The organism is Pantoea sp. PNA 14-12 (genome assembly GCF_004364735.1).
Taxonomy (GTDB): domain Bacteria; phylum Pseudomonadota; class Gammaproteobacteria; order Enterobacterales; family Enterobacteriaceae; genus Pantoea; species Pantoea stewartii.
Map to the genome: position 1 here is coordinate 316,647 of NZ_SOAJ01000005.1, position 15,925 is coordinate 332,571.

Annotated in this window: 16 protein-coding genes; 2 read left to right on the forward strand and 14 right to left on the reverse strand. The window is 49.4% G+C overall.

Annotated features, from left to right (window positions below; genetic code table 11):
• Window positions 1-23: 23 nt before the first annotated feature.
• Window positions 24-1,589: an NADH-quinone oxidoreductase subunit L gene (locus C7434_RS18165; protein WP_133745749.1), complete on the reverse strand. Its 1,566-nt coding sequence runs from the start codon at window positions 1,587-1,589 to the stop codon at window positions 24-26.
• A 98-nt stretch (window positions 1,590-1,687) separates the two neighbouring features.
• Between C7434_RS18165 and C7434_RS18170 the strand changes: the two genes are divergently transcribed.
• Together C7434_RS18170 and C7434_RS18175 are read left to right on the forward strand one after the other, a co-directional pair.
• Entirely contained in the window at window positions 1,688-2,590 is a 903-nt protein-coding gene (locus C7434_RS18170) for a LysR family transcriptional regulator (protein ID WP_006121992.1), read from the forward strand.
• A gap of 609 nt (window positions 2,591-3,199) precedes the next feature.
• Complete coding sequence (locus C7434_RS18175) at window positions 3,200-3,805, forward strand: Ail/Lom family outer membrane beta-barrel protein (RefSeq protein ID WP_133745750.1); 606 nt, start codon at window positions 3,200-3,202, stop codon at window positions 3,803-3,805.
• Window positions 3,806-3,904: 99 nt separating this feature from the next.
• On the opposite strand, the gene C7434_RS18180 is transcribed toward C7434_RS18175, so the two are convergent.
• From C7434_RS18180 to C7434_RS18240, 13 genes are all read right to left on the reverse strand, one after another.
• Window positions 3,905-4,438 (reverse strand): tail fiber assembly protein, encoded by a 534-nt coding sequence (locus C7434_RS18180; RefSeq protein ID WP_166649064.1) that lies wholly within the window; start codon window positions 4,436-4,438, stop codon window positions 3,905-3,907.
• A gap of 4 nt (window positions 4,439-4,442) precedes the next feature.
• Window positions 4,443-5,927 (reverse strand): hypothetical protein, encoded by a 1,485-nt coding sequence (locus tag C7434_RS18185; RefSeq protein ID WP_133745752.1) that lies wholly within the window; start codon window positions 5,925-5,927, stop codon window positions 4,443-4,445.
• Window positions 5,928-6,002: 75 nt separating this feature from the next.
• Window positions 6,003-6,812, reverse strand: a complete 810-nt coding sequence (locus tag C7434_RS18190) for a hypothetical protein (RefSeq protein ID WP_133745753.1) — start codon at window positions 6,810-6,812, stop codon at window positions 6,003-6,005.
• A gap of 12 nt (window positions 6,813-6,824) precedes the next feature.
• On the reverse strand, window positions 6,825-7,046 hold the full coding sequence (locus tag C7434_RS18195) for a hypothetical protein (RefSeq protein WP_029569556.1): 222 nt from the start codon (window positions 7,044-7,046) through the stop codon (window positions 6,825-6,827).
• A 203-nt stretch (window positions 7,047-7,249) separates the two neighbouring features.
• A complete protein-coding gene (locus C7434_RS18200) occupies window positions 7,250-7,912 on the reverse strand; it encodes a hypothetical protein (RefSeq protein ID WP_029569557.1) in 663 nt (220 codons plus the stop codon).
• Window positions 7,913-9,040 carry a baseplate J/gp47 family protein gene (locus tag C7434_RS18205; protein WP_116584916.1) on the reverse strand — a complete coding sequence of 376 codons (1,128 nt, stop codon included), beginning with the start codon at window positions 9,038-9,040 and terminating at the stop codon, window positions 7,913-7,915. It lies immediately after the preceding gene.
• A 4-nt stretch (window positions 9,041-9,044) separates the two neighbouring features.
• Window positions 9,045-9,410 (reverse strand): phage tail protein, encoded by a 366-nt coding sequence (locus C7434_RS18210; protein WP_133745754.1) that lies wholly within the window; start codon window positions 9,408-9,410, stop codon window positions 9,045-9,047.
• 12 nt (window positions 9,411-9,422) lie between these two features.
• On the reverse strand, window positions 9,423-10,019 hold the full coding sequence (locus C7434_RS18215) for a baseplate assembly protein (protein WP_133745755.1): 597 nt from the start codon (window positions 10,017-10,019) through the stop codon (window positions 9,423-9,425).
• On the reverse strand, window positions 10,016-11,131 hold the full coding sequence (locus tag C7434_RS18220; protein ID WP_133745756.1) for a type IV secretion protein Rhs: 1,116 nt from the start codon (window positions 11,129-11,131) through the stop codon (window positions 10,016-10,018). Before C7434_RS18220 ends, C7434_RS18215 begins: the two co-directional genes overlap by 4 nt.
• Before the next feature lie 2 nt (window positions 11,132-11,133).
• Window positions 11,134-12,114: a phage tail protein gene (locus C7434_RS18225; protein WP_226374666.1), complete on the reverse strand. Its 981-nt coding sequence runs from the start codon at window positions 12,112-12,114 to the stop codon at window positions 11,134-11,136.
• Between the two features lie 185 nt (window positions 12,115-12,299).
• Window positions 12,300-12,596: a hypothetical protein gene (locus C7434_RS18230; protein WP_133745758.1), complete on the reverse strand. Its 297-nt coding sequence runs from the start codon at window positions 12,594-12,596 to the stop codon at window positions 12,300-12,302.
• A 214-nt stretch (window positions 12,597-12,810) separates the two neighbouring features.
• Window positions 12,811-13,476 carry a thioredoxin domain-containing protein gene (locus tag C7434_RS18235; protein ID WP_133745759.1) on the reverse strand — a complete coding sequence of 222 codons (666 nt, stop codon included), beginning with the start codon at window positions 13,474-13,476 and terminating at the stop codon, window positions 12,811-12,813.
• Between the two features lie 149 nt (window positions 13,477-13,625).
• Window positions 13,626-15,908 carry a hypothetical protein gene (locus C7434_RS18240; RefSeq protein ID WP_133745760.1) on the reverse strand — a complete coding sequence of 761 codons (2,283 nt, stop codon included), beginning with the start codon at window positions 15,906-15,908 and terminating at the stop codon, window positions 13,626-13,628.
• Window positions 15,909-15,925: the final 17 nt, after the last annotated feature.

Sequence of the window (15,925 nt, forward strand, 5' to 3'; positions counted from 1 at the left end):
CCAGTTTATTCGTATGGTTCAGTTCAGCTCAGCCTGTCAGCAACAGGCGCGGTTGGCACTTCAGGTTCAACGTGTATGGAAACCCGGGATGTGAGGTTAGCTGGCCATAAGCGCAGCGCCAGACGTGTGAAGGCTTCGTCAAGGTAAAAACCCGCATAACTCCATTGACGCAAGCGCGACAGGTGTTGCGGCTGCTTTTGCAATAACACCTGACAGAGGTACAGGGCCGCCATCCCTGCCAGCGCGATCAGACCCAGACTGTCATCCGGCATATCCTGCAGGCCAAGCGGCAGCGCATGTGCTGACAGCGCAACTGTCGTCAGAGCGATCACCGTGACGCACCCGAAAAGAAGCTGCGCCGACTTTCCAGACCCGCCCTCTGAAGCCTCGGGTAACCACAGTAACGGTGCCCAGGCCATACCAAGCACCACACTCCACCACCAGGGCCAGGCAACAAGACCTGAGAGCATCAGCACCAGAAACACGGCGGTAATTGTCAGCACGGGGGCAAAAAACACGCTAAGGGTGCTGGGCAAAGCGGCCCGGTGCAAAGCCTGCAGGCGAGTGTCCCTTACACCTTCCGAGGCCGACAGGAAAGCATGGGCTTTATAGAGTGAATGGCCAATCAGATGCAGTGCCGCCAGCGTATAAAGGCCAAGCGCGCATTCGAGCAGCATGAAGCCCATCTGCGCAACGGTCGACCAGGCCAACCGCACTTTGATACTGATGCGAGTCAACATGACAATGCCTGCCAGCACAGCGGTCGCCAGCGCGAAAATCAGCAACAGGATGCGCGCAGCGTTTGCCTGATCTAACATGGGAGCGAAGCGCATAAGCACAAAGCCACCCAGATTGACGACGCCAGCATGCAAGAGCGCGGATACCGGTGTTGGCGCCTCCATCACCTGTATCAACCAGCCATGCACGGGTAGCAAGGCCGTACGAAAGATGACCGCCATTACGAGCAGAACGGCACTCGCCTGTAAGGACAGGGACATGCCATGCTGAGCGATATGCATCCCCAGAGCTGACAGCGAGAAACTACCTACATCCCACCAGGCGAGCGCGGCAGCGCCAAGCAACATCACGTCAGCCATGCGATCCGCAATGTGCTTTTTGTGTGCCGCAAGCCGCGCAAAAGGCCGATCGGGATAAAAGCAAAGCAAGTGCTGAAGTGCCACACCGACTGCGGCCCAGGCCGCGATGAGCAGCAGCCAGTTATCGGCGATCACGAGCAGATGCACGCTGCACAGCACAACGGCCAGCGCGCCAATATAGCCTCGCTGGTTGGCTTCCCCTTCAAGATAACGCGCAGAAAATGAAGCGATAACCTTACCCAGCACTTGTACCAGTAAAGCCAAAACCAGGCCAAAAGAGGTTGCCATTATTACGCCCGTCCATTGCGTGCCACTGATGCCCGCGGCAAGACACAGTCCGGTTAAGGCAATGGTACTCAACGAGACTCCCTGTAATACACGCCAAAGCATCGGCGTGGTAATCCAACTAAACCGCGTCAGCCCCGCTAATGCAGCCATTAAAAATGCAGGCGCCAAAAAACAGACCAGATGCAGAACATCAAGGATATTCATTGTATTTCCCTCATACGCTTAATTAGGCGTATGATCATTGACCTGAACTATTCTGTAAAATATATTTATTTGCACATTTCAATATTAAAAAACGAACAATGAACCTCAACCAGTTGAATTTTCATCACCTTTATTATTTCTGGCGCGTGGCCAGGCTTGGGCATCTGACGCGGGCTGCCGAAGAGCTGGCCACCTCGCAATCGGCCGTTTCGGTGCAAATTCGGCAACTGGAGGATCGACTTGGAGAAAGTTTGTTAATCCGTAAAGGTCGCCGTCTGATGCTGACAGACACAGGTCAGCTGGTTATGGCCTATGCCGACAACATCTTTGGTCTGAGCCAGGAGATGTTGGGACGGTTAAAAGGCACGTCAGCCGGTGTTACACGGTTACGCGTGGGCAGCGTGGCAACGCTGTCGCGAAATTATCAGGAAAACTGGATTCGGCCCGCGCTTACCGACCCTGCCATAGTACTGACACTGGAGTCCGGATTACTGGAGGGCCTGCTGGTCAGGCTGACGCAGCATAAGCTGGATGTGGTGCTGGCTAATGAGACAGTACCTGCCGATCCCGATCGTCCGTTGCGCTGCGTGTTCCTGGGCAGCCAGTCTATCTCCGTCGTCGGCCCCGCGAGCAAATGGGCGTCACAAAGCCTGCGCATCCCGGAAGACCTGGATGGCGTGGAGATTGCCCTGCCCGGCCCGCGCCATGCCCTGCGTGCGCAATTTGATGCTTTATGTTCTAAGGCCGGCGTGACGCCAAGACTGCGAGCCGAGGTGGACGACATGGCGATGCTGCGTCTGATCGCCCGCGACAGCGGCTGGCTCACCGTGTTGCCCGAGGTTGTGGTTCAGGATGAGCTACGCGCCGGCATTCTTGTCTCCGTGGGCCAGTCAGATGAACTGCAGGAGCGCTTCTTTGCCATCACAACACCACACCGGCATCGTATTGACGTGCTGGAGCAACTGCTGGCAGGGGCGCAAAAATTACAGGTGCCCAACTGAGTATCACGCCGATTGCAGGTTGCCTGGCAATGTATTGAATCGTCCAATAGCTAAAATTCTGAGGTTTCACACTAAAATATAAATAGGCGTTGGTGTAAAAAATACAGAAGAACGTCGCGTAAATTTCACACATTTTCAGATGCCCATGAATTTTCATTGCAATTTCCACTGCAGGCATTACCCTGTATATAAAACGCATTCATGAATTAATGATAAAAAATACATATTTATCAATCACCTAAACCTCGCCCTGGCGAATTTAAGGTCGCAATACTTACCAATCCACGCTATAACAATCAATTAGTTATCATCAATATCGAATCTATTCGGACAAATTTCGGACGTTAACCCGCTCAAAATACAAGTCGTTCAATCAAACTTCATTATTGTATTACCCGCCTGAGATCCGTTTTTCTAAACACCCATTTCATAAAATGAAATCAGGCCTCCATCCTGTAAAACAATGCCATTGTCATGAATTTCACTTATGAGAGTGCTATATGCGCTACTTTTTCGTTTTTATGAATCATGGTTAGAAAATAATGGGTATCTGTTTTGCGATATGCATACAGAAAAATGCCTATCAGTTGAGTTTTTCGAGGAGCTAATATGTTGTTCAGTAGAATTTTATTGTCACTCATCTCGGCAATCCTAATGTGTTCAACCGCGATTGCTCATGAATTCGATAGCAACCCCACCTTATCCTTAGGTTTTCAAAAGGGGGGACTGGGAACTTTTAGCAATCTCCATGGTTCCAATGTTAAATTACAGTATGAAACATCTTTGCTGTGGGGTGTCATGGGTTCATATACACAAATGAAAAATAACTGGCAAGATGAAAGTGATGTTTGCAGAATCCATGATAAAAAATGTAGCACAGATTACAATATCAATCACGAATATGATAAACATGCAGAGTATTACTCCTGGATGGCAGGTCCTACGTATCGCGTTTCGAATAATCTCAGTCTCTTCGCTCTTGCTGGTATTTCACATGCCGGGATTGGTAATCCTGTACCCTATACGAACAATGGTTTGTCGACGCAGACGATGCATTACAGCTCATCAAATCAGTTTTCTTACAGCGCTGGCTTGATGCTAAAAGCGTCCGATAAGCTCCTATTTACAGCAGGTTATGAAGGGTCACATGCTTCCTATGAGGGTGGTAAACTTGACATGAAAAGTCTGTTTATTGATATAGGCTATCAGTTCTGAATCAGTGTTAAATGGCTCCGGGCATTTGTGCCATATTATCCTTCCGTAAAAGTGACATCCTAAAAGATCACAAAACTGAACAGCGTGAGCTTCATTAATTCATTTTGGCCATTCAGGCCACACAGGGGAATTAGCAGCTTTGAGGTCAAGTGTATTGAGCTGGTCAAGATAATGCAGCTGTTTTTCCAGCAGTTCTGACTCTTCAGCGGAGAGCTGTTTTTTCAGCAACAGTTTTGCCATGCCTGGCATAATTTTCGTTACGGCCTTATCTATTAAATATTCCTTTTTATCTTCTAAAAACTTTAAATCTTCATCGGGCGAAAGCTTTATTACTTTTCCACCAATATATTTCCATAATCCGCTGTTATCAATCTGACGACTCTGATCATCATGCGCTATTTCGGCTACACTCAGATGAACTGGCCAGAGTTCTGATACATCGGTGCTCAAGCTCCATATTATACCCTCCTTATCGTATGCAATTTTCAAAGTACCATCAGCATATAAACGCTGACTTGCATACCATTCATGCCCGGCATCATCAAACAAAAACTTCATTCCATATTCTTTTTCGCTTGCAATATCATCAGCAGAAACCGGCTTTCCCGGTTTGAAGTTCTTCAAATCAATCATGGGTTTATCCTTGTTCGATTGTCTGCCATCGATTTCCAACAAAAATTTGTAAGGGCCGGGCTGTAAATTCATATCCTTTCTTCACCTTGCCCGGATTTTTGAACCCTGTCATGACATAACCCGCATCAAACGTAACAGCCTCCCCCTTTTTCCTGACCTCAGCTCCGAGTCTTACACGCTTAACGCAGTTTTTTGTAATCTCTTCTGTTGAAGGGAATGGAATGATCTTGTCGCTTATCTTTTTCAGTTCCGCCATCACCCAACTGGATAAATAGCCATTTGCCTGGGACTCTTCAGTTTTCCATCGGGGCCCATTGATATTTCCGTCCTCGCTGAATGTCATATTCCCCATGAAGATTTTCTCAGCCGTCAGTTTTCCCTTAATATCAAGTTCGCCCGTAACTACACCGCCCTTTTTCGACAGGAAATCTTTCGCTGCATCTTCCTTACTGTAGCCTTTATTGTTCTCCAGATAGCGTTTATCAGCCTGTGCAAGACTAATGGCATGATGAGGTTTTTGTGCCTCTGAAACCGGTGTTGCACCGCCTGTGTTTCCGCACATCAGCCAGGCGTTTAATGAACTGTTCCATTGGACCTCTATGAGCCCGCCATTAATTATTTCTCCACCCTGCAGCTCCTGGTGCGCATGCGAATACAACGGGTAGGCTTTGCCCCCGTTGGCCGAGAACGTACAGGCTCCTGTGTTTGCCTCTCTGGCTTTAAACGTGAGACGCATGCCGTCCGTCAGCTCGGCCAGCACAGGCTTGTAAGAGGCGGAATAGCGATTTACTGTGCCGCTATCGTGAGCAAATGTCGAGGCACACTGCTGAATGGACGGATAGATCCCACCTGACGGCAGAAACGGCGCCCCCTCAATCATGAAAATACTGGCTTCCGTAATCGCACTCATGCCCGCCGTAACAGTAATCCCCCATGCCGCGACGTATCCTGCATCAGGCTGAGGCGTAACCTGTGAACCTGTAGGCGACGACACTCCTGCTTTTAACACCAGGCGGCAGACACCTGACCGTTTCCCCGGCTGAGCTTTACCTGAGTTACCGGGCCCGCTGTAGGCCACTGCAGGGTTTGCCGCATTGTAATAAGGCAGTATGGTTTCGTCAGAATCCACATCCTCATACCCGACCTGCACCAGGTAATTCATGCTGTGACCAGCAGAAGCAGGCGCGGTGAGCGTGAGCGGGGTTGCTTCACAGATGAGTCCCTGCTTCAGGATGAGCTGCGACGTATCTGTGGGGAGTGAGGAATACGGTGAGTTATCCATATTCTGTAAACTATAAATCTGACCGGGGCCAACAATGACACGCAAGGACGCAGGACTGTCGGGTGTACAATGCAGGCCATAAAGACAGGTATCGGAACCCAGCACGGCCACAGCCAGCTTTGCCATACCTGTCATGGCGAATTTATTGGTGTTAAGCAGGTCAGTTTCGAGCGGAATAGCGCCCGGATAAACTATCTGACGGTCCATAGTTACCCTATAAAAAAACCCGCCGTAGCGGGTTTAGTGATTAGTTAAGGTTTAGTAATTTAAACAGTCATTAGCTCAGAGGTCTTTAAGCTTGTGACGTATAAATGATGCTCGATAATACTTTTTCTTGCGCTTAAATCGCGTATACATATCTGAATTAAACAATGATACCGATTCAATTTGGTCTCGTGGTATGACGTGTCGATATTGTGACAAACTCAGTGGAGAAGAGTCGTAAGTAATACCGCAATCGCTATAGTGTTCTGCGTAGTTAACTTCTTCAACAAAGCTGAGCGTGTCTTTATCACGATAACCGCTTAAAAATGGGATGATCACTATAGTATCAGTGTCATGGTCCTCTAGCCTGGCTTCGTGCACAATGCCAATGTAGACTTTGCGAGACTTCATTGATATTGAAACCATCAGATTTTGATTACTTGTCATTGATTCAAGCAGAATAGCCTCTATAGGGTTTGCGTTGGCTATCTCCTTGTATAACCTTAATCTTTCATCATTATTCCTCAGCTTTTTTTCTTCGTTTTTGGATTCCGCAAAGCTCAGTAAGGCTGTGGTGGCAACTAATAAAACGAATGGCAGACTCAGGCCAACAAACTTAACATTCAAAATGTCGTAGGCATAAGTGAAAGCTTTGTATTTGTCCGTGAATAACAGCGGCGTATTCAAAAGCCACATCATCGCAAGGAGAAGAACCCATGTAACGAAAAGAATGATGAAAGAGATGAAAACGTAATAAGAACCTTTAAGAGCGACCTGAAAATATGATTGCCAACCCGTAGATTTTTTAAATTTATGTTTTGATGGTATGTGACTATTGATATAAAGATAGCCACACACCAAAACAATAACGATGAGTGCCGCGCTCATGAGTCACCTTTACTATTTTTTCTCAGCAAGCACCCGCACGTTGTGTGCAATCGCGCTTTGTACATCCTTATTATTTAGGTTGATACGTAAGGCGCCACTACGGTCAAAGTAGTATCTCTCGCTGGTTTCTCCACCAGCAGGGTTTTCTCTCGTGTCCCAACGATTTTTTACAAACAAATCCATGATTCGATCGGGCTCAGATGCTGCTTTAATAAACTTTTTTAGATTCAACATATTACCTCCTTCCCAGAGCTCTGTATGCAGAGGTTAGGCATCCACTAACGACATCTGATCGAAATCAACATTGTTATGGGTATCTATACAGTGAATATAATACTATTAGGAATAAATGGGCAAGGTTGTTTTATCAACAATTATTGACAGAGCCTTATTCAGACAAATGCGAGTTGATCTGTTCATATCATTAGCAGCATGGATTACATCAACTTTACCCAGACGAGCGTCCCTTCCATTTTGACGGCAGCGATAGCTGCATAAATATTTGCATCTGTAACGCCGCCAGTGAACATGTACCTTGAGATATACTGGCCACGCGAGGCCTTGCTGTATCCAGATGATGAGATGTGGTAGCCAGCCACCCACGGGATGCCTTCACCTTTGGGGCGTCTGACCACGACAAATGCCTGATAAGGCAAAAAACGGGATCCATAGCCACCAGCTGCACCATACCCGATTGCTGGTCCGCCATATGCGCCCGTATCTTCAGGGCGTAAGGGCTCAAACACATCTGGGCGACTTCCGATTAATGTCTCAAGTACCTGGATAATCGCCTGGCGCGTGCCGCGCTCCCGCAGCAGATTTGTTCTGATCTGATTACGGAACTGCTCGTCGGTCATCCCTTCGCGCCTGATAAGGCTGCTGCCGAAAAAGTCACACGCGGCGAGGTCGAGCCAGCCATTACTGGCCGATGCCAGACGTGTCTGCGCCCGGGCGTAAAGATAAAGTGCGTAGCACCAGGAAAGCGATTTCGCGCACGCTGTCAGCGTGCCGTGCATAACCGGACTTTCGTCTGCAAACCAGCCAGCAGGAAGGAGGGCCTTAAGCCGTTTGTAAAAGTCGTGTTGATCGCCTTTGGCCATTCAGATCACCTTAACCGTTCCGGGACGAATAACCTGCCTGTGCGAAGCTGCCATATCGGCGATGCCGCCATTCAGCGTCAGTGAAGAAACATTTGTCACCAGCGGACTGGCACTGTAGGCCACCTTTACCAGTTGGGTGTATGCCAGCAGTTTTCCCAGCGCCAGCTTGCCGATGAACTTAACAATTGCTGTTCTGACCTGCGTGACAATGTCGCCATGATTAGCTGTGTCATCGGTAGTGATCACCAGAATGACATCGGCTTTGATTACATCTGGCGGAAATACACCAAACGTGACGGTAAATCCCCGGACTGTTTCAATGGCCATAGCTGCCCGCTGAACAAAGGTGGCATCCGGTGTGCCACTGCCATCGTCCACAACGGCATAAAAATAACCAGGCTGATACGAACCATCCCACGCGGCATTTTCCGTGAGGGTATAACTGACTCCATTCTGGAGATTACTGATAGCGAAGCCGATAGCCGCTTTAGTTGCTTTCGACAGTGAGTCGATCCACAGCACAAACCTCGCCCGGTAGCTGTCATCCCCCTCTGCATTCTTGCCGTTAGTAAATGCAGTAGTGTTGGTTACTGTGTCCACGTAGAGGATTGTCCCGGAAATGACCGTGACAGTTCCCGGCTGCGCATTACCCTCAGCACCCGCTATGTCCGCTTGCACAGGTACAACCAGAGAGCGGATGCCCGCAGCGATGACATAACCTGACTGCTCCGTATCCCAGGCATCACTCGACGTGTCAGCGATTACAGAATAGTGCTGGGTTCCGTCTGTTGTACTTACCTTCGCGCCTAAGGGAATCAGCGCCTGACTGGTTACCGTAAAGCGGCTAAAAGTCACCATTCCTGTGGCCTGCACGGAAGAAAGGCGGGGAAAGCTGAAATCCGCCATCCAACTGTCCAATTCTTCACCCGAACATGTTGCCGCGCGGGTCGTTACCAGAAGTTTCACAATCAACTGTTGTATCCACATGGTGACACCGGCATTCGATTCAGCAAGAGACCTGAGAATACTGCCGATGGAGAAGTCCACCAGGTTTAACGATCTCGCCTGGATAGCGGTGACCTGTTCCCGAACAAGCTCCGAAAACGATTTGATGTTCAGTAATGGCATAATCTCACCTTGTGATGTCAAAACTCAGTGTTTCCTGAGAACCGCTCAAAGCATCTGTGTAGGTTAAGGAAACGCTTACGCCTTCCTCAAAGCGTGTAAGTTTTACCTCTGGTGGCGGTTTGCTGGCTACGGCCTCTTCTAGCAACATCTGTCCAGTAATTAATGCCTTCCATTCCCCTGGTTTCACCGCTTCCCCAACCTTTTTACCCAACCCAGCACCATAAGTGGGATGGAAAACATAGTCGCCAGGATTGGTCAGAAGCCGGCGCAGGATCCTCTGCTTAGCGCGTTCACTGCCCGATGATGTCAGTAGTGACCCTGTAGATGAAACCTCTAGGTCTCCCCCAATAACGTGAAAGATGTCGTGCATGTGTTACTACCATTAGGTCGATGTGAATTGCTGATTAGGTGGCTGGGTATTAAGTCCTTTCCCTTTCTCCAGATGGGTGTGCCCCTCATAGACGGTCCGGATACGATGAACGTTGCCGTAGCGGTCATTGTTATCGCGAATATCCTTAGCGACGGTCAGATTTCCGTCCATTGTTACGTCGCCACCAGTGAAGTGATGTGCCGGAGCGTCATAGGTGAGTTTGTCTTTGGCACTCAGCAGGACTACACCGCTGTTGAGAAACTTCAGCATTGAGCCGCTCTGGTGCACCAGCCAGAATTCCCCAGAAGGCGGGCCCGGACAGCGGTCTGCATCGTTGTAAAATTGGCATGTAGCCATTCCCACACCCATCAGGCCAGAATCAAATTCCACCTCTACCACTGCACCCATCATTGGCCCGGCGGCCAGTCCCCATCCGTTACCAACCCAAAGAGAACTAAGTGGGATCCAGCCTGTTTCTTCTCCGGTCGGCTGAAGCTGGACTTTCACAGCGTAACAGTTCGGATCATAGGCGGTGATGACGCCCTGCCGTGTAGCATTTTTACCACTCTGCCGGGCTGTAGCCGCCATGGCATTCAGCAGAACTTTCATGTCTCCACTTCCAGTGCAGGGCTTTGGTTTTTGCCAGAAATATTCATCCTGTAACCCGCATCCCAGCTCAATGTGCGTCTTACCTTGTCGCAGAGATAAACCTGATCGAAAGGGCTTTGTGTCCCTTCAATTCGAATAAGTGTATCCGGCATGAGAAGATTATCGCCTGCTGTAGAACCCGTGAATTTCATCTCATGCTGGACGATTTGATGATAAACAGATTGAGCCAACGCCTGAGCGGCTTCAGGCGTTAATCCGTTCCGTATGAGGCGGTAGACTTGCGTTTCTGCAGTGGCTTTACCAGGTGAAATGCCTTTGGTTGCTTTTGGGTAGCAGACCCTAAACTGCTTATTTTTGAGCTTCACGTTCCAGCTCATTACTTCAACTGTCACCCCTTTCGAAATGGTTAGCGCACGTGAAAAAGAGAGATCATCAGAGATATTGCACTGTGGATATGCCTGCATACCCGGCGGCTGCCAGCGTATGACATAGCTGCCTTTGTCAATATGAGCACGTTTAGGTTCAAAGTGCAGGCAATCGCCGTTTACATAAACCGAGTAATTCTCGATACTTGCCAGTGTTGTAATGATGTCCCATTCGGTCTGCTCGCCTGTCAGGTGTGCCGTATCTATTTGGTAATATTCACCCACCCGTCTGTTTGTGGCGGTGATCACCGGCGTCAGGCCGTGACGCTGTGCCAGCGTGGTGACTATCTGAGAACTGGTGAGATTCTTGAAGCATTCACCAGACGTCTTTGCATCAATCAGCTTCGCAATGAAATCCCGGCCCTCAGCCACAATTTCAAAGCGTGCTGGATCGTAATGCCAGGTATCTATGTTTCCCGTCATGTGCTTTTTCTCATCGATACCGGAATTAGTGATAACCGAGATGAAAAGCTCTACCCGTATAGTCTTTTGTAAAGCCCACCAGTTCAGTAATCGCATGACTGGCGGCAGTGCTGAGATGGCAAGGGTAAGGTCGAAGGTTCCTGCCCCGCGAAAGCCATTGGCATCCACGTTAAACGAAACAAAGGGTGCGTTCTGGCCGTTTAAAAGACAACGCCCGCTGATTTGGCGGGCGAAAGATTCAACGATGGGATTGTTTATATGCACAACTAAGTCTTCGGGTTGGTGGGTATATTAAGGGTATGAATACCGCTCAATTGGGGATCGGTCAGATGATTGACTTCGGCGATGCTGATCCACTGTGAAGCGTCGCCATACTGCTCTGAAGCCACCTGATAGAGGTTACCGCCCGAGAGCGTTACTGCCCTGATACCTCCAGACATCTGCCCTGCGCTCACGTTTTTATTGAGTCGTCCCAGTACCTCTTGCAGACGATATAAATCAGGGATCCGCGTAACATGTTCTGACTGTAAAAGGAGGTTGCTGATGGTCTTAGATATGGGATGGCCTGGCACCAACCCACCCAGGGAGGTAATTTCTCCGGCAGCGGCTTCCACTAGGGCCAGTTCATGCTCAAGAATGTTGCGTGCAGCAATAAGTGGTCGGATAACCGACTGTACCTGAACAACCGTGGCATGTGCGAAATCTGTGACCTGTTTTACAGCCTGGTGAAGAGTTTTTACCCCTTCTTTTACCGCATCTACGTTAATAATATTTGCCAAACCCAGCGCACGACCAATGTCACTGTCAATAAGCCCTTGCAATGCGCCAGTCAGCGCATCTGTTTTATCCGGTGCCCCCTCGTTCCTGAGCACAGCAACTTCAATCGTATACGGTCTGCGCCAGACAAACTCATAAACAGAATTGAAGGCAGTGATGACAACCGTAAATCGATAGTCATCCAGTGTCAGCATCTGCGGGTTACCCATGTCCCGCATGCGCTCAAGCACACTCACCCTTGCACTTGCCTCTGGGCCGGTAATGACGCCAGACCAGGTTATGGGTTCGTATTCCGTACCCAACACATCAATGATCCGCCGTCCGCCTATAAGTTGATGCTGCACTGTCTTCTGACAGCCGCGAAAAGCAATACGCTCCGGAACTTCAAATTCCATGAATTCGAACTCGCCCAGTGTCAGTCTGGTGACAGTCGGATCAAAGCCTTGGGAGAACTGCGTCAGGTAATTCATAAATGGCAAGTGTGTCTTACACCTATGTTTGGAAACTGCAAATAAGGCAGAAAAGGCCAGTCCCGACTCTTTGCTTTATGGCGGTATTCCCATAATTCGGGGTTTTCTTGCCAGACGTTTAGCTAATGACCGGGATGCGAAGATGCATCACTGTGGCATAAAAAAACCCGCTTTCGCGGGTTTGGTTAAGCAGCTTTATTTTTACGCCACTCATCTACCATCTCTTTTGAAACTTCTTTCTTGTAGCAAATTGGTGAGTAACCACCCTGCTTACTCCACGCGCTTCTTCTTCCACAACTACTGCCATTCCGGGCGGTATTGAAAGGGCAGGCACAAACGCCTGGGTATGAAGCAATAGAATCTTCAATGATTAATTGACGAATTTGGTCGTCAGTTTGTCGAGCTGATTTAGCCTCAGAAGCGCCAACCCAAAGCAAACTCATGGCCATAACAAGTGAAACAGCAACAGTACGCATATCCATATTCCCCTTTTATTGATAAGAGGAATAAATTAATTCAAGACACTGAAAATCTATTGAATGAAAAGGGACCATTAACTGTGTTTATTTTGGACAGGTCAACATGTGCTTTTTATAAGCGGTATAAGAGCCTTTACCCCTTAATCAGGCTTGTCAAAATTGTTGATGCGCTGGATTTTTTGTAATGACGATACATAGAGACTTCCATCACCCTTGCTTATGAATTTCTTAACGCCTCATCCAAGGCCTTCTCAAGGATTTGATATGGCACCACCCCAGTAAGAACGTTGTCACCAATTATCGTCGTTGGCATATCTGTTAAATGCAATCGTCTGAACAAAGCCTTGTTCACGTCAATAATGTGCTGAGTATCCTGCCTGTATGTTTTCAGTTTAACTCCCGCATCGCTGACTGCAGAACGGATGCATGAATCGTCTGGCATTCCTCTGTAGAACATCAATGCATGGTGAAAGGCATAGAATTTCTCGGGTTGCTCAATCCAGACAGAAAGGGCAGTCCGAGTAGCCGCGGTGGTCATGTCAGAACCATAGGATAGCAGCTTGTATGTGATAGCAATGTCGATATGATTTTTCAGAAGCCTTTCCTGGTTTTTCTCGAGCTTTTTGCAATCCATACAGTCATAGTTCGTGAAGGTGACAATCTTCAACGTAGGGTACTTTGCCCCTACAACTGGAGACATCGGGTCATTCAGCAGTTTAGCGCGAATCAAAGCTTCGGTCTGATCACCCCCGTCCAGTAATGGAGCATGGAGCTTCGATTTTGCACCCTCCTCCTCTGCCGGGCGATTTGGCAAGCCAGCCGAAACGGACATAGCGCCAGAGCCCATTAAAACAAGAGCAACGACAAGACGACTCTTAAGCATAATCCCATCCGATAACTGCTGTTAAATACCAGCTCAAGTGATTTCACAATCACCCCTGTAGTGAACAGCATGGCGATATCAAGATTCAGAATCCTAAGAAAGCGGGAACAGGTTGTGAGCACCCTCAGTTTTGGTCGCGCCGTATGACGTTACGGTATTGAGAGTTCACCTGGCTGCCCGGGATAGACCATCAGCATTGATGGGTCGAAGGTGCTGGTGGATGAAGGCGCTCTGGATGCCTGCTGACTTAATCCATTGATGACCGTCGCGACCAGTATCTGCCGGCCTTCATGTGTCATAAGGAGGTTGACTGGCTGCGATGTTCTCGGAACTTCCACAGGCGGTATGTTGGGATAGATACCGGTTTTACGATAAGTCTGCGCGCGCAATCTTTGATTATCGAAATCAGCCTGCGTTGGTATCCATGGTCTGTATGTGACACCATGCTCTCTCGCATTCTGCCTGGCAAGTCTTTCACGTTCGGCCATTTCCCGGCTCTGAGTCACCGTTCTTGCTGGATACAGCGCTGCGAGCGTGACGGCTGATAGGATGCCCGGAAGGCCTGAGAGAGCAGCCGCAAGGCCAGTCAGGCCCGTTGTGGCACTCCGGCCAATTAACAGGTCAATGCCGGTATTCACAAGCTTAAAGGGTGTGATTAACGCCCCTGCCGCATGTTTAAGTGCCCAGAACCCACCGCTGAGGGTCGCCAGACCCGCAATGGCCAGTGCAGCATGCCCGGCAAACTTGGCCATGTCTGGATGGTGGCGCGCAATTGCCGTCATCATTTGAACAGAATGGGTAAGGCTTTCAAGCCAGTGCGTGAACGTGTCCAGCAGCCCCCCGTCTTTACCCATGACCAGTTGCAGATTTTGCCATTTTTTATGAAAGTCGATGAGCTTACCGTTGTAGGTCCCGCTGACCGCGTCATAGGCCTCGTTAAGTCCGCGCGCCATTGCGTACGCATCAACACGGTGATGAATGGTCTCAAGCTGTTTATCGATGAGGCTGAACATCTTGCCGCCAGTCCGCCCGAATATCATGGCATTCATGCGTTGCGTCTGTTCTTGCGTGAACTGATGATTGCGGTAAATGGGCAGGATGACGTTTTCATAGTATTCAACCGGTGACTGGCTGAATAGCTTTGGGTTGATAAGCGGATTGCCGCGAAAGCGCTTCACTCCGCCCAGGCTGTTGAGTTCAATTTTGCTGGCATCCCATATGCCCAGAGTAATCATGTCGTGCGTGACCTGATTAGGTAGCTTCACAATACCGTTTAACCGGTTATAAGCCGTCATCAGCGCATCACCCGCTGAACTGCCCTTAAGCTCGCCGATAATCGGCTCAAGCTCAGCAAACAAGGCTTTGTTGGTGAGGTTAAACGCTGAGGTGCCCGCTTTTGCCATGAATTGACGGTACTGGGTGAAGTCAACATTTCCACCAGAAGACTGAATGGCACGGAAAGCCGAATCCATTAGCTCATTAAAACGCTCTGGACTTTTAAGTCCGCCAGCGGTTTCCGTGAAGCGTAACATGTCCATTTGCTTAGCGGTCGTGGCTTCGCGCTGATGTTCATCCAGCCCTCTGGACGCGAAATTGATACGCGCTAACACCGGTGCCGCTATTTTTGCGGCGCGCAGCTGCTCATCGAGCGTTTTAGCACCGGACTCGCTGAATACCCCCTGAGCCTCCATGAGATATTTCAGCATGTCGGTTGTTGATGCTCCTCGGATTCGCGATGTTTCCGCGAAATGCTGAGCTTCACGCGTAGCAGCCGGACCCATACCGAACTGCCTGAACTTTTCATTCATAGTCTGGTACCGGGCAGCTTCATCCACAAAGCCTTTTAGCAGTTTCAGACTCAGATATCCGGTAGCCAGATTAGTCATGCCGTCTGAAAAGGAGCTCCCGCCAGCCACACGTCCATTGCCACCGCCACTCCCGCCGCCCCAGCCCCCAGGTGGTACACCATTTTTCCAGCCATGCCATCCCGCGCCCGAACCCGGAGGGGGAGGAAGACCAAGTGCGCCACCATTATTGCCGTATCCACCACCGCGCCCACCTGCTCCTGCAGTTGCTGCGCCAGCGGCCAGAAGCGGTAGCGTCATCGCTGCACTGTAGCTTCCAGCAACCAAAGGCAGATTACTTGTAACGTGGTTCATGCGCTGTGCCTGTTCGGTCACTGAACGGATAGCACCGGCATATTCTCTTGCACCTCGGGCGGCAGCACAGAATTGATTATTCAGAGAGCGGTTGAGTCCCCGCAGCGCTGACGACGCCTCTCGGGCTGCGCTGCTCAGCGCTTTGATGTTTTTAGTGATAGTTACGAACTTCTTGTTGAGCTCGATTGTATCACGGCTGACCTTCAGCATTTGGCGCGTAATCTGGTCATCCAGCGCCAGACGCACTACTACACGGTAAGCCTGAACATCCATGAGGACCTCGTTTTATA

Excerpts from the sequence above, each read along its gene's own strand:
- C7434_RS18165 (WP_133745749.1), bottom strand. The coding sequence starts at position 1,589 with ATGAATATCCTTGATGTTCTGCATCTGGTCTGTTTTTTGGCGCCTGCA.
- C7434_RS18170 (WP_006121992.1), top strand. The coding sequence starts at position 1,688 with ATGAACCTCAACCAGTTGAATTTTCATCACCTTTATTATTTCTGGCGC.
- C7434_RS18175 (WP_133745750.1), top strand. The coding sequence starts at position 3,200 with ATGTTGTTCAGTAGAATTTTATTGTCACTCATCTCGGCAATCCTAATG.
- C7434_RS18180 (WP_166649064.1), bottom strand. The coding sequence starts at position 4,438 with ATGATTGATTTGAAGAACTTCAAACCGGGAAAGCCGGTTTCTGCTGAT.
- C7434_RS18185 (WP_133745752.1), bottom strand. The coding sequence starts at position 5,927 with ATGGACCGTCAGATAGTTTATCCGGGCGCTATTCCGCTCGAAACTGAC.
- C7434_RS18190 (WP_133745753.1), bottom strand. The coding sequence starts at position 6,812 with ATGAGCGCGGCACTCATCGTTATTGTTTTGGTGTGTGGCTATCTTTAT.
- C7434_RS18195 (WP_029569556.1), bottom strand. The coding sequence starts at position 7,046 with ATGTTGAATCTAAAAAAGTTTATTAAAGCAGCATCTGAGCCCGATCGA.
- C7434_RS18200 (WP_029569557.1), bottom strand. The coding sequence starts at position 7,912 with ATGGCCAAAGGCGATCAACACGACTTTTACAAACGGCTTAAGGCCCTC.
- C7434_RS18205 (WP_116584916.1), bottom strand. The coding sequence starts at position 9,040 with ATGCCATTACTGAACATCAAATCGTTTTCGGAGCTTGTTCGGGAACAG.
- C7434_RS18210 (WP_133745754.1), bottom strand. The coding sequence starts at position 9,410 with ATGCACGACATCTTTCACGTTATTGGGGGAGACCTAGAGGTTTCATCT.
- C7434_RS18215 (WP_133745755.1), bottom strand. The coding sequence starts at position 10,019 with ATGAAAGTTCTGCTGAATGCCATGGCGGCTACAGCCCGGCAGAGTGGT.
- C7434_RS18225 (WP_226374666.1), bottom strand. The coding sequence starts at position 12,114 with ATGAATTACCTGACGCAGTTCTCCCAAGGCTTTGATCCGACTGTCACC.
- C7434_RS18230 (WP_133745758.1), bottom strand. The coding sequence starts at position 12,596 with ATGGATATGCGTACTGTTGCTGTTTCACTTGTTATGGCCATGAGTTTG.
- C7434_RS18235 (WP_133745759.1), bottom strand. The coding sequence starts at position 13,476 with ATGCTTAAGAGTCGTCTTGTCGTTGCTCTTGTTTTAATGGGCTCTGGC.
- C7434_RS18240 (WP_133745760.1), bottom strand. The coding sequence starts at position 15,908 with ATGGATGTTCAGGCTTACCGTGTAGTAGTGCGTCTGGCGCTGGATGAC.